Below are 13292 nucleotides of genomic sequence, written 5' to 3'. Positions count from 1 at the left end.
GCATGTTGAACTAATGCTATGCAACAAGCTTCCGTTTGTTGCAATATTGTAACTAAATTCTTCGTTTTGAAGCAATTTTTGTAGCAAAATTGTTGTTGTTAAGGATTTTGTGTTGCAGGCCCCGCTTATTTCGTGGCGTCGCCTGTACATTTTTCCACCCGCAATTGCAATTGCTTAGTCAACAAGCGATCATGCAGTTTGTTTAATTGATCGATGGGCTTGCGCTAGCGCAAGTTGTTAAGGCGAGATTCAAGACATGGCAGAAATCACAGCCGCACTCCTTACCTTCTTAAAGGCAATTGGAAAATACCGCTGGCATGCGGTCGTCATTACCTGGGTCGTGGCCATCGTCGGCTGGGCGGTCGTGCTCAAGCTGCCGAACCAGTACGAAGCATCGGCCCGTGTTTACGTCGATACCCAGACCATCCTCAAACCACTGCTGTCGGGCATGACCACGGTGCCAAACGTCAACCAGCAGGTGATGTTCATGCGCAGGACCCTGCTCAGCCGTCCGAACGTCGAGCGGGTGATGCGCATGGTCGACCTCGACGTCAAGGCCACTACCGCCAAGGAACAGGAAGAACTGGTGAGCGAGGTGACGTCCCGCATCAAGCTCAGCGGTACCGAGCGGGATGACATCTACACCATCAGCTATACCGCCAACGATCCGAAGCTGGGCAAGGACGTAGTCCAGGCCTTCCTGCAGATCTTCGTCGAAGGCAGCTTTGGCGGCAAGAAACAGGATTCGGACAAGGCGGTCCAGTTCATCGACGACCAGATCCGCAACTATGAAGAGAAGCTGGCGGCGGCCGAGAATAGCCTGAAGGAATTCAAGATCCGCAACGCGGGCCTGCTGCCCTCGAGCGGCGGCGGCGACTTCACCACGCGCCTGATGAGCGCCACCGAGTCGCTCAATAGCGCGCGCCTGGAACTGGCCGAAGCCGAGCAGGCGCGCAATGCGATCCGCCGCCGCATCTCGGGCCGCTCTTCGCCCGGCGACGGCGCGCCGATCGTCGCCAACCCGGAACTCGATGCCCGTATCGCCGCCGTCACCAAGACCCTGGACAGCCTGCGCACCCAGTACACCGAGGCCCACCCGGACATCGTTGCCAATGCGCGCCTGCTCGACCAGCTGATCGAGCGCCGCAAGACCGAGGCCAAGAACCCCAGGGCCAGCGCCGATCCGGGCGCCGGCTACAGCCCCATGCTGCAGCAGCTGAACGTGGCGCTGGCCGACGCCGAAGCGCGCGTGGCTTCGCTGCAGGCCAGGGTGTCCGAACATTCGATGCGGGTAGAGCAACTGCGCGCCCGCAGCGAGCAGGCGCCGGAAGTCGAGGCCCAGCTGGCCCAGCTCAACCGCGACTACGAAGTCAACCGCGAGAACCACCAGAAGCTGCTGGCGCGCCGCGAATCGGCCAAGCTGTCGGGCGACCTGTCGTCGGTGACCGACATGCTGACCTTCCGCGTCATCGACCCGCCAACCGCGCCCACCATGCCTTCCGGCCCGAACCGGCTGCGCCTGTTCTCGCTGGTGTTCGTGATCGCGCTGGGCGCCGGCCTGGCCGCCGCTTTCCTGATGAGCCAGGTACGTCCGACCTTCCTCAGCCGGGCCGCGCTGCAGGAAGCGAGCGGGCTGCCGATCCTCGGTTCGATCAGCATGAACTGGACCAGCGAACAGACCATCCGCCGCAAGCGCCGCCTGATTGGGCTCGGCACCGCCGTGCTGCTGCTGCTCGGCCTTTACGGTGCGGGCGTCGCGGCCATCCTGGCGCGTCCCGCCGGCATGTAACGAATACAAGGAGCAGACGTGAGCATTATCGAAAAAGCGGCGCGCCGCATCGATCTGGAACGCGCCCAGGCCGTCGTTCCGGCCAAGGCCGATGCCGATACCGGCATCGAAGTCCTCCCACCCGCGGCAAGCGCGGCGCCAGCCCACACCGCCCCGGAACCAGTCCAACCCGCGGTTGCTGCAACTGCTGCAACTGCTGCAACTGCTGCAGCGGCTGCATCTGCGCCCACGCCGGACCTGGCGCAGCCGTCGCCAGCCGACGCCCCTTCCGCGCGTGTCGTCACGCGCAAGGTCGAACTCGACCTGGGCAAGATGCGCGACATGGGCATGGTCACCGCAGCCGGCGGCCGCACCGCGCTGGTGGAAGACTTCCGCATCATCAAGCGCCCGCTGCTCAAGCGCGCGTTCGCGGACAGGGCCAAAGGCGCCAACCCGGGCAACCTGATCATGCTGACCAGTTCGCTGCCGGGCGAAGGCAAGACCTATTGCGCGATCAACCTGGCGATGAGCATCGCCATGGAGCTCGACCACACCGTCCTGCTGGTCGACGCCGACGTGGCGCGTCCCTCGGTGCTGCGCACGCTCGGCCTGCCGGCCCAGCGTGGCCTGATGGACCTGCTGGTGGACGACAAGCTCGACATGTCCGACGTCCTGCTGCGCACCAATGTCGACACCCTCAGCATCCTGGCGGCCGGCACCAGCACGCCGCGCGCCACCGAACTGCTGGCCAGCTCGTCCATGGCAAACCTGGTGCACGAGATCGCCCACCGCTACCCGGACCGGATCGTCATCTTCGACTCGCCGCCGCTGCTGCTGACCAGCGAGGCGCGCGCCCTGGCCAGCCACATGGGCCAGATCGTGGTGGTGGTGGAAGCCCAGAAGACGACCCAGCACGCGGTCAGCGAAGCGCTGCGCCAGCTGGAAGGCTACACCAACGTGAATCTCATCTATAACAAGACCAGGGACATCCCGGGCATCGAAGAAACGTATGACTACAACTATGGGTGAACCGGTGGGCATGCGCAATGTACGCCTGTCTCGCCTGCCGCGCATGGCACCGCTCGCGCTGGCGGCGATGTTGCTGGCCTCGGAATGCCAGGCCGACTGGCGCGTCGTGCCGTCCGTTACCTTGACCGGCCGTTATACCGACAATTTCTGGCTCGAAAGCGGCGCCTCGAAACAGTCGCAGTTCGTTACCGAACTGGCGCCCTCGCTGGCCATACACGGCCAGGGGCCGCGCCTGGTCCTCGACGGCCGCGCACGCTGGCGCCACTTCAACTACCGCGACGAAGGCCTGCGCCGTACGCTCGACCACAGCTTCGACTATGCGGTGTCGGGACGCGGTACCGTGGTCAGGGAGATGCTGTTCGTCGATGCCAGCCTGAGCCGCTCGCCACAGAACATCTCCGCCTTCGGCCCGCTGGTCGAGGATGCGCCCTACCTGGCGGAAAACCGCACCAACATCCAGACCTGGCGTGTCAGTCCCTATCTGCAGCACCGTTTCGGGCAGACGGCATCGCTGATGGTGCGCTATACGCGCGACCGCGTGTCGGGCGGCGCCCGCGCGGGTTTCGCCAACAGCAACGGCGACAGCATTACCGCCAACCTTGCCAGCGGCAGCGCATTCGGCAAGCTGGGCTGGGGCCTGAGCTACATGCGCCAGGACCTCGAGGACAGGTTCGGTGGCGAACGCCGCTCCGAGATGACGACCGGGAACCTGCGCTACGCGCTGACCAACCGCTTTGCCCTGACCGCCAGCGTGGGCTACGACAGCTACGATTTCGATGGCCTGGGCGGGGACAGCAGGGGACGCAACTGGTCGGCCGGATTCGACTGGACGCCTTCGCAGCGCACCCAGCTCAACGCGTCGATCGGGCGCCACTTCTATGGGCAGACCGGCGCCCTGTCGCTGCTGCACCGCAGCCGGCGCACGGTCTGGAACGTCAGCTACGACGATGGCATCACGACCTCGCGCCAGCAGTTCCTGCTGCCGGCCGCGATCGATACCGCCGCCATGCTGGACCGCCTGTTCTCGGGCACGATCAAGGATCCGCTGCTGCGCCAGCAGGCGGTCGAGGCCTATATCCGCGACAACGGCCTGCCTGCCAGCCTGACCGACAACATCAACTTCCTGAGCAACCGCTACTTCCGCCAGAAGACCCTGCTGGGATCGGTGGCATACCGTATGCCGCGCAGTAATGCCGTGCTGTCGGTGTACAAGAACGAACGCATTGCCCTGTCGAGCCAGCAGACCGACAGCGACCTGCTGGGCAGCCAGTTCAGCCGGCTGAACGACAACGTCCGCCAGCATGGCGTCAACGCCAGCCTGGACTACCGGCTCAACTCACGTACCACCGCCGTGGCCTCGGCCGGCTGGAGCAAGAGCCGCTCGATCAGCACTGAACTCGACAATAACCGACGCAACTTACGGGTAGGACTGGCACGCCAGCTGGGCCGCGATGTGCGCGCAACGCTCGACCTGCGCCGCAAGACCGGCACCCGCGGCTTCTTCAGCGCGAACACCGCGCCGTACGAGGAGAACTCCATTTCCGCCAGCCTGTCCGCCCAGTTTTGAGGAGCCAGCAAGCGATGTATGAATCTTATTACGGGCTGTCCGCCAAGCCCTTCCAGCTGCGCCCGGACCCCCATTTCTTCTTCGGGTCCAAGGGCCACAAGCGCGCCATGGCCTACCTCGAGTATGGCCTGTCGCAGGGCGAGGGCTTCATCGTCATCACGGGCGAAGTCGGCGCCGGCAAGACCACGCTGGTGCGCAACCTGCTCAACAAGATCCCGCTCGACCAGATCGTCGCCGCCCACATCGTCAACACCAGCCTCGATCCGGAAGACACGCTGCGCATGGTGGTCTCGGCCTTCGGCCTGCCCTTCGAGGGCGCCAGCAAGGCCGAGCTGCTGAACCGCCTGGAGCAGTTCCTGCGCGGCGTCGACCGCCAGGGCAAGCGCGCGCTCCTGGTGATCGACGAAGCCCAGAACCTGAACGCGCGCACGGTCGAGGAACTGCGCATGCTGTCGAACTTCCAGACCGACGACCGCTCGCTGCTGCAGACCTTCCTGCTCGGCCAGCCGGAATTCCGCTCGACCCTGCACAGCCCCGGCATGCAGCAGCTGCGCCAGCGCGTGATCGCCAGCTACCACCTGGGGCCGATGGATGCGCAGGAAACCCGCGCCTACATCGAGCACCGCATGGCCACGGTTGGCTGGAAGGGCGACCCTTCGCTCGACGACGGCGCCTACGCGGCCGTGTATGCCTACAGCGGCGGCATCCCGCGCAAGACCAACACGCTGATGGACCGGGTGCTCCTGATGGGCTACCTGGAAGAGCTGCATGCGTTTTCCGAAGCCGACATCGGCGAAGTGGTGCGCGACATCTCGGAAGAATTCGAACTGCCCGAGGCGATGGGGGAACCCGATCCGGCCGCCGCCCTCGCGCACGGCGAAGCGGGCGGTGCCGAACACCGCGGCGAACGGCGCGCCAGTGTCGAGCTGCTGGACGAGCGCATGATGCGCCTCGAGAAGTCGATCGTCTCGGTGCTGTCGATCCTGAAGAAAATCGTCGCCACGCCCCAGGGCGCGGCGGCCCAGCACGTGGATGGCCAGGAATGAAACTCTACGCTCCCGCACCGCGTCCCGTGCCCGCGCCGGGGCAGCGCATCCACAACGCCATGACCTGCGACGTCGAGGACTACTTCCAGGTCTCGGCTTTCGCCCCCTACATCGACCGCGCCTCCTGGCCCAGCCGCGAGTGCCGGGTCGAAGCCAACATCGAGCGCATCCTTGCCATCTTCGAGCGCCACGGCGTGAAGGCCACCTTCTTTACCCTCGGCTGGATCGCCGAGCGCTATCCGGCGATGGTGCGCCGGATCGTGGCCGCCGGCCATGAACTGGCCAGCCACGGCTACGGACACCTGCGCGCCTCCGACCAGGACCGCGCCGAATTCGACAACGACATCCGCTCCAGCAAGGCGCTGCTGGAAGACATCGGCGGCCAGGCCGTGCTGGGCTACCGCGCGCCGAGCTTCTCGATCGGCCATGCCAACCTGTGGGCGCTGGAAACCCTGCACGAAGCGGGCTATCGCTACAGCTCGAGCATCTACCCGATCGCCCACGACCACTACGGCATGCCGGACGCACCGCGCTTCGCCTTCTATCCGCACGGCCCGGACGGCCTGCTGGAAGTGCCGATCACCACCGTGAACATGCTGGGCCGGAACCTGCCGGCCGGTGGCGGCGGCTACTTCCGCCTGCTGCCTTACGCCCTGTCGCGCTGGATGATGCAGAAGGTGAACCGCGAGGACCGCCAGCCCGCCCTGTTCTATTTCCACCCGTGGGAAGTCGACCCCGGCCAGCCGCGCCCCGAGGGCCTGGACGCCAAGTCGCGTTTCCGCCACTACGTCAACATCGAACGCATGGAAGGCCGCCTGGAACAGCTGGCGCGCGACTTCGCGTGGGACCGCATGGACCGCATCTTCCTGGACCCGAAATAACCGTCACCCGAACGCACCCATGAACTCGATCATCGAAGCCTCGCAAGCCAGGCGCGCCGCACCGGCGCCGGCCGCCGGCCCCCAGACGCTGCACCTGCTGCAGCCGCAGGAACGCGCCCGCTGGGATGCCTTTGTCCGGGCCTGCCCGGACGCCACCTTCTTCCACCTGTCGGGCTGGCAGCGGGTCATCGAGGCATCCTTCGGCATCAAGACCTGGTTCTATTACGTGCAGCAGGACGGCCAGATCCAGGGCGTGCTGCCGCTGGCGCAAATCAAGAGCCGCCTGTTCGGCCATTCGCTCGGCGCCATGCCCTTCTGCGTGTACGGCGGGGTAGCCGCCATCGACGACGGCGCGCGCCGCCTGCTCGACGAAGCCGCCGACAAGCTGGCACGCGAGCTGGGCGTGGGCCACCTCGAATACCGCGGCATGCAGCGCGCCCACCCGGACGACCCGAGCTGGCACACCAAGGAACTGTACGTCACCTTCCGCAAGGAGATTTCGGGCGACGACGAGGCCAACCTGAACGCCATCCCGCGCAAGCAGCGCGCCATGGTGCGCAAGGGGATCAAGCTGGGCCTGAAGGGTGTCGTGGAAGACAACGTCGACCGCATGTTCGAGGCCTATGCCAACAGCGTGCTGCGCCTGGGTACCCCGGTGTTCCCGAAAAAATACTTCGCCCTGCTGCAGCAGGTCTTCGGCGACGAGTGCGAGGTGCGCAGCATCTACACGAGCGACGACCGGCTGGTGGCCTCGGTGCTGTCCTTCTACTGGCGCGACGAAGTCGTGCCCTACTACGGCGGCGGCATGGACCTGGCGCGCGAAGTGGCCGGCAACGACTTCATGTACTGGAACCTGATGCAGGCAGCCAGCGCCCGCGGATGCCGTATCTTCGACTATGGCCGCAGCAAGCTGGGCACAGGCGCCTACGACTTCAAGAAGAACTGGGGCTTCACCGCCACGCCGCTGCCCTATGAATACAAGCTGTATGGTGCCGACCAGTTGCCGGACAACAATCCGCTGAATCCGAAGTACCAGCTGTTCATCAAGATGTGGAAGAAGCTGCCGCTGCCGGTGGCGAACTTCCTCGGCCCCTACATCGTGCGCAACCTGGGATAAGACGTGGAAGACCTGCTGCTCCTGATCCACCGGATCCCCTACCCGCCCAACAAGGGCGACAAGATCCGCTCCTATCACCTGCTCAAGCACCTGGCGCGCGACTACCGGGTGCACCTGGCCACCTTCGTGGACGACGCGGACGACTGGCAGCATGTGCCGACCGTCGAGAAGATGTGCGCGAGCAGCCATTTCGCGGCCCTGAACCCGCTGCTGGCCCGCGTGCGCAGCATGAAGGCCCTGGTCAGGAACCGTTCGCTCTCGCTCGACTACTACCGCGATGCCGGCCTGGCGCGCTGGGTCGACCAGACCGTCGCCGCGCACGGCATCCAGCGCGTGCTGGTGTTCTCCTCGGCGATGGCGCAGTACGCCGACAAGTACCCGAACGCGCGCCGCGTGGTCGATTTCTGCGACGTCGACTCGGACAAGTGGCGCCAGTACGCCGACAAGAAATCCTGGCCCATGAGCTGGCTGTACCGCCACGAGGCGCGCCAGCTGCTGTCCTACGAGCGCCAGGTGGCGCGCGAATATGACGCCTCGCTGTTCATGTCGGCCCCGGAGGCCGACCTGTTCCGCCAGCTGGCGCCGGAAAGCGACGCCCGCATCGGCTTCTTCAGCAACGGGGTCGATACCGATTACTTCTCGCCGGCCGCCGCCGGTCCCTCTCCGTTCAAGGAAGGCGAGCAGGCCATCGTGTTCACCGGCGCCATGGACTACTGGCCGAACGTGGACGCGGTGCAGTGGTTCGCGCTTGACGTGATGCCGCTGCTGCGCAAGCGTTTCCCGGAACTGCGCTTCTACATCGTCGGCGCCCGCCCGGCCCCGTCGGTGCTGGAACTGGCCAAGCAGCCGAACATCGTGGTCACCGGCACCGTACCGGACGTGCGCCCCTACATCGCGCATGCGCGCTGCGCGGTGGCGCCGCTGCGCATCGCGCGCGGGATCCAGAACAAGGTGCTGGAAGCGATGGCGATGGCCACCCCGGTGGTGGTGTCGCCGCAGGCGCTGGAAGGCATCGAGGCCGAACCAGGCCGCGAGCTGGTGCTGGCCCAGGACGCGGCCGGCTTCACCGACGCCGTGGCCGCCCTGCTGGCGCGCAGCGGCAACGAGATGGGCCTGGCCGCGCGCGCCAGGGTCGAACGCAAATATAGCTGGCCGAGCAACCTGGCCTGTATCGGGGAGCGACTGGAATGCATCTGACACCGCCACCCGGCCTGGCCCGGACCAATCTGGACGTTCCCGCAGCGCCGCTGCGTGCCAACTACCTGCCGCTGGTACTGGCCCTGCTGGCGCCCTTCCTGCTGTACTTCTCCACCGCCGCCTCGATGGTGGCGATCTGGAACAGCTCCGAGACCTTCGCCCACGGCTACGTGATCCTGCCGATCAGCCTGGCCCTGATCTGGCGCCAGCGCGCCTGGTTCGCGCAGCTGCCGGCGCGCCCCTGGGCGCCCGGCCTGGTGCTGCTGGCCGGCGCCGGCGCCGTCTGGCTGGCCGGCCGCATGGGCGACGTGCAGGTGGTGATGCAGTATGCCTTCGTGTCGATGTTCCCGCTGGCGGCCCTGACCCTGCTCGGACCGCGCCTGGCCTCGAAGTTCACCTTCCCGCTGCTGTTCCTGCTGTTCGCCGTGCCCTTCGGCGAGATCTTCGTTGCGCCCCTCATCAACTACACGGCCGACTTCACCGTGTGGGCGGTCCAGGCTTCCGGCATCCCGGTGCTGCGTAACGGCAACCGCTTCGAACTGCCCACCGGCAGCTGGTCGGTGGTGGAAGCCTGCAGCGGCATCCGCTACCTGATTTCCTCGATCACGCTGGGCTGCCTGTACGCCTATCTCACCTACCGGTCCAACCGCCGCCGCCTGGTGTTCATCGGCCTGTCGATCGTGGTGCCGATCGTCGCCAACTGGCTGCGCGCCTACGGCATCGTCATGACCGGCCACCTGAGCGGCATGGAGCTGGCCACCGGCGTCGACCACCTGGTCTACGGCTGGGTGTTCTTCGGCCTGATCATGTTCATCATGTTCTGGATCGGCAGCTACTGGCGCGAGGACGAGCAGACGCCGGCCGAAGCCGCTGCCGCCGCCGCACCCGTGGCGCACGAAGCAGGTAGCGCCAGCCGCGCCGCTTCGCTGGTCCCGATGGCGATCGCAGTGGTGGCCCTGGCCGCCGTCTGGCCGGCCTTCGCCGCCTTCAACGACCGCGCCAACCACAATCCGCAGCCGGTGGCGCTGGCCGAGCCGGGCGTCGCCTGGCCCCCGGGCAGCGGCTTCGCCGACTGGGAAGTGCACTACATGGCGCCGGACGCGCGCCTGATGCGCGTGTACCAGGCGCCGGACGGCCGCCCGGTGCAGCTGCAGCTGCTGTACTACCGCAACCAGAGCAAGCAGAAAGGCCTGATCAGCTCCGTCAACCGCCTGGCCGGCGAGAAGTCGCCGTGGCACGCGGTCAGCTCTTCGCTGCGCACCGAACAGGCGAACGGACGCACGCTGGCCCTGCGCGAGACTGTGTTGAACGGCCCCGGCAGCCCGCTGCTGGTGTGGCAGCTGATGTGGGTCGACGGCCAGTACACCGCCAGCAACGTGGCCGGCAAGCTGCGCCAGGCCCAGGGCAAGCTGCTGTTCCGCGGCGACGACGGCGCCCTGGTGGCGCTGGCGGCGCCGGCCGGCGACGGCCGCGACGCGGCGCGCGCCGCGCTGCGCGCCTTCGTGATGCAGAACTTCGGCGCCGTGGACGCGGCCCTGGTGGCGGCGCGGGGACCTTGAAATGAAGTCCATGCCGGACACCGTGCCGCAGCCGCCGCTGGTCGCGCACCTGATCTACCGCCTGGACATCGGCGGCCTGGAGACGCTGCTGGTCGATACCATCAACCGCATGCCGCCCGGCCGCTACCGCCACGCCGTGATCTGCCTGACCGACTACACGGATTTCGCCCAGCGCATCACGCGTCCCGGGGTCGCCCTGTTCGCGCTGCACAAGCCGGCCGGCCTGGGCCTGGGCACCCACGCCGACCTGTTCCGGCTGCTGCGCCGCCTGCGCCCGCGCATCCTGCACACCTACAACCTCGGCACCATCGAGTACGCGGCCACCGCCTGGCTGGCTGGCGTGCCGGTGCGCGTGCACGCCGAACATGGCCGCGACGCGCGCGACCCGCAAGGCGTGAATCCGAAGCACAACCTGCTACGGCGCCTGCTGGCGCCCTGCATCGACCGCTACGTGCCGGTCTCGCGCGACCTGCACGGCTGGCTGGAGCGCGTGGTGCGCATTCCGCGCGCCAGGCTGCAGCTGATCGACAATGGCGTGGACACCGAACGCTTCCGCCCCGGGCTGCCCGGTGCGAACGATGCGGCCGAGCCCTGGCAGGACGACCCGGCCGCCTTCGTGATCGGCACCGTCGGACGCCTGCAGGACGTCAAGGACCAGGCCACCCTGGTCGAGGCCTTCGCCATCCTGCGCCGCCAGCTGCCGGACGCGCCGCTGCGCCTGGTGCTGGTCGGCGACGGCCCGCTGCGCCCGGCCCTGGCGGCCCAGGTGGCCGCCAGCGGCCTGCAGGACAGCGTCTGGTTCGCCGGCGCGCGCAGCGACGTGGCGCCGGTGATGCGCAGTTTCTCGCTGTTCGCGCTGTCCTCGATCGCCGAAGGCACACCGGTCACCCTGCTCGAGGCGATGGCCAGCGGCCTGCCGGTGGCCGCCACCGCGGTCGGCGGCATCCCCGACCTGATCGAGCAGGGCGTCAGCGGTAGCCTGGTGCCGCCGCGCGATCCGCAGGCGCTCGCCGCCGCGATCGCCACTTATGTGCGCGAGCCTGCGCTGGCGCGCCGCCACGGTGCCGCCGGCCGCGCGCGCGTCGAACAGCAATACAGCATGCATGCGATGCTGGCCGCCTACGTCGCCCTGTACGACGAGCTGTGCCAGACCAAGACAACACCAAGTACCCCAAATAAGGCGATCACCCCATGTGCGGAATAGTAGGAATTTTTGACATGCAGGGCGGCCGCGCCATCGATCGCGACGTACTGCACCGGATGAACGAGAGCCAGTTCCACCGCGGACCGGTGGAAGGCGACCTGCACCTCGAGCCGGGCCTGGCCTTCGGCCACCGCCGCCTGTCGATCATCGCGCTCGAAGCCGGCCTGCAGCCCCTGTTCAACGAGGACGAGAGCATCGCCCTGGTGTTCAACGGCGAGATCTATAACTACCGCGAGCTGCGTGCCGAACTGCAGGGCCTGGGCCACGTGTTCCGCACCCCGTCGGACAGCGAAACCATTGTCCACGCCTACGAGCAATGGGGCGAGGATTGTGTCGGCCACCTGCGCGGCATGTTCGCGTTTGCCATCTGGGACCGCCCGCGCCAGACATTGTTCCTGGCGCGCGACCGCATCGGCATCAAGCCGATGCACTACGCGCTGCTGGACGACGGCATGTTCGCCTTCGGCTCCGAGCTGAAGTCGCTCCTGACCCTCCCAGGCCTGAAGCGCGAGATCGATCCGCTGGCGGTCGAGGAATACTTCGCCTACGGCTACGTGCCGGAACCGCGCACCATCTTCACCGGCGCGAAGAAGCTGCAGCCGGGCCACACCCTGACCCTGCGCGTGGGCCAGCCGTTGCCGGCGCCGAAGCAGTTCTGGGACGTGCCGTTCAAGCCGCACGGCGCCATGAGCGAGCAGGACATGGAAGCGCAGCTGATCGAGCGCCTGCGTGAAGCGGTGCAGAGCCACCTGATCGCGGACGTACCGCTGGGCGCCTTCCTGTCCGGCGGTGTCGATTCGAGCGCGGTGGTGGCCATGATGGCCGGCGTCACCGAGGGTCCGGTCAATACCTGCTCGATCGCCTTCAACGATCCGGCTTTCGACGAGTCGGAGTACGCGCGCCAGGTGGCCGAGCAGTACAAGACGAAGCACCAGTGCGAGACGGTGGACAAGGACGACTACGGCCTGCTCGACACCCTGGCCGCGCTGTACGACGAACCCTATGCCGACAGCTCGGCGATTCCGACCTACCGCGTCTGCCAGCTGGCCAGGAAGCGCGTCACGGTGGCGCTGTCGGGCGACGGCGGCGACGAGAACTTCGCCGGCTACCGCCGCCACCGCATGGCGATGGGCGAACACCGGGTGCGCTCGTTGCTGCCGCTGGCGGTGCGCAAGCCGGTGTTCGGCGTGCTGGGCGCGGTCTATCCGAAGGCCGACTGGGCGCCGCGCATGTTCCGCGCCAAGACCACCTTCGAGGCGCTGGCGCGCGACCTCACCGAGGGCTACTTCCACGGCGTGTCGATCAACAACGACCGCATCCGCGGCCAGCTGTTCTCGAACGGCTTCAAGCAGAAGCTGCAGGGCTACCGCGCGGTCGAGGTAATGCGCGGCTATGCAAGGAACGCGCCGACCGACGACCCGCTGTCGCTGATCCAGTACCTCGACATGAAAACCTACCTGCCGGGCGACATCCTGACCAAGGTCGACCGCGCCAGCATGGCGCACGCCCTGGAAGTGCGCGTGCCCCTGCTCGACCACCGCTTCGTGGAATGGGTCTCGGGCCTGCCCTCGAACAGCAAGCTGCGCAACGGCGAGGGCAAGCACATCTTCAAGAAGGCGCTGCGGCCCTACCTGTCGGACGACATCCTGTACCGCAAGAAGCAGGGTTTCTCGATTCCACTGGCGGCCTGGCTGCGCGGTCCGCTGCGCGAGGCCATGCGGCGCGCGGTGCTCAACCCGGCCCTGCTCGACACCGGCATCTTCAACCCCGCTTTCCTCAAGCAGATGGTGGACGAACACCAGTCCTCGGCCAAGGACCACAGCACGACGCTGTGGTCGGTGCTGATGTTCGACGCCTTCCTGCGCAAGAACGGCGCCACGGCAGGCGACATGGCGCCCGCCATCGCGGCCGCCGCCTGAGCCAG

The 13292-nt window shown here is 66.9% G+C and carries 10 protein-coding genes; all 10 read left to right on the top strand.

What is annotated here, in order from left to right:
• Nucleotides 1-256 precede the first annotated feature (256 nt).
• The 10 genes from LCI23_RS02860 to LCI23_RS02815 are packed head-to-tail and all read left to right on the top strand — an operon-like array spanning nt 257 to nt 13287.
• Nucleotides 257-1789 (top strand): XrtA system polysaccharide chain length determinant, encoded by a 1533-nt coding sequence (locus tag LCI23_RS02860; protein WP_224943725.1) that lies wholly within the window; start codon nt 257-259, stop codon nt 1787-1789.
• 18 nt (nt 1790-1807) lie between these two features.
• Entirely contained in the window at nt 1808-2797 is a 990-nt protein-coding gene (locus LCI23_RS02855) for an XrtA-associated tyrosine autokinase (RefSeq protein ID WP_224943719.1), read from the top strand.
• Nucleotides 2778-4364, top strand: a complete 1587-nt coding sequence (locus LCI23_RS02850) for a TIGR03016 family PEP-CTERM system-associated outer membrane protein (protein ID WP_224943714.1) — start codon at nt 2778-2780, stop codon at nt 4362-4364. Before LCI23_RS02855 ends, LCI23_RS02850 begins: the two co-directional genes overlap by 20 nt.
• A gap of 14 nt (nt 4365-4378) precedes the next feature.
• Complete coding sequence (locus LCI23_RS02845) at nt 4379-5410, top strand: XrtA/PEP-CTERM system-associated ATPase (protein ID WP_224943711.1); 1032 nt, start codon at nt 4379-4381, stop codon at nt 5408-5410.
• Nucleotides 5407-6291 carry an XrtA system polysaccharide deacetylase gene (locus LCI23_RS02840; RefSeq protein WP_224943708.1) on the top strand — a complete coding sequence of 295 codons (885 nt, stop codon included), beginning with the start codon at nt 5407-5409 and terminating at the stop codon, nt 6289-6291. Before LCI23_RS02845 ends, LCI23_RS02840 begins: the two co-directional genes overlap by 4 nt.
• 19 nt (nt 6292-6310) lie before the next feature.
• Nucleotides 6311-7408, top strand: a complete 1098-nt coding sequence (locus tag LCI23_RS02835) for a FemAB family XrtA/PEP-CTERM system-associated protein (RefSeq protein WP_224943705.1) — start codon at nt 6311-6313, stop codon at nt 7406-7408.
• Nucleotides 7409-7411: 3 nt separating this feature from the next.
• Nucleotides 7412-8605 (top strand): TIGR03087 family PEP-CTERM/XrtA system glycosyltransferase, encoded by a 1194-nt coding sequence (locus LCI23_RS02830; RefSeq protein ID WP_224943702.1) that lies wholly within the window; start codon nt 7412-7414, stop codon nt 8603-8605.
• Nucleotides 8596-10164, top strand: coding sequence for an exosortase A (xrtA, locus tag LCI23_RS02825; RefSeq protein WP_224943699.1), 1569 nt, complete (start codon nt 8596-8598; stop codon nt 10162-10164). The genes LCI23_RS02830 and xrtA overlap by 10 nt, the downstream gene beginning before the upstream one ends.
• A gap of 1 nt (nt 10165) precedes the next feature.
• Nucleotides 10166-11368, top strand: coding sequence for a TIGR03088 family PEP-CTERM/XrtA system glycosyltransferase (locus tag LCI23_RS02820; RefSeq protein WP_224943696.1), 1203 nt, complete (start codon nt 10166-10168; stop codon nt 11366-11368).
• Nucleotides 11356-13287 carry an XrtA/PEP-CTERM system amidotransferase gene (locus LCI23_RS02815; protein ID WP_224943693.1) on the top strand — a complete coding sequence of 644 codons (1932 nt, stop codon included), beginning with the start codon at nt 11356-11358 and terminating at the stop codon, nt 13285-13287. Before LCI23_RS02820 ends, LCI23_RS02815 begins: the two co-directional genes overlap by 13 nt.
• Nucleotides 13288-13292 lie beyond the last annotated feature (5 nt).

This window comes from Massilia sp. MS-15, assembly GCF_020176695.1.
GTDB classification, from domain to species: domain Bacteria; phylum Pseudomonadota; class Gammaproteobacteria; order Burkholderiales; family Burkholderiaceae_D; genus Telluria; species Telluria hydrophila.
The sequence above is the reverse complement of the archived record's forward strand: the minus strand, read 5'-3'. Positions and strand labels throughout refer to the sequence as shown.